The sequence below is a fragment of the Variovorax sp. Soil_C_26 genome (genome assembly GCF_057657075.1).
Genome location: NZ_JBDGJC010000056.1, coordinates 1 through 359 on the forward strand (window position 1 = coordinate 1; position 359 = coordinate 359).

General features: G+C 68.2%; 1 pseudogene. It reads left to right on the forward strand.

From position 1 onward, the window contains the following. Positions 1 to 359: pseudogene (locus AC3A6G_RS27450) on the forward strand (IS21 family transposase); the annotation flags it as partial.

A 359-nucleotide genomic window follows, 5' to 3' on the forward strand; every position in this document is an offset into this window, starting at 1 on the left:
GGGCAGCTCCTGTGCGAGCACACGCGGATCATCGACCGCCGTCACGACACGGCCGGCCAGACCGTCTACGACTGGCGTCACTACCTGGCGGTGCTGCAGCGCAAGCCCGGGGCGTTGAGGAACGGTGCGCCCTTCAGTGAGCTCCCGCAGGGCTTCAGACGGTTGCAGGCCGTCCTGCTCAAGCAGCCTGGCGGGGACAGGGAGATGGTGGAGATCCTGGCACTCGTCCTTCACCACGACGAGCAGGCCGTGCTGACCGCGGTCGAGCTGGCCCTGGAGGCTGGCGTAGCCAGCAAGACGCATGTGCTCAACGTCCTGCACCGGCTGCTGGACGGCAAGCCAGTGGCACCCGCACCCGT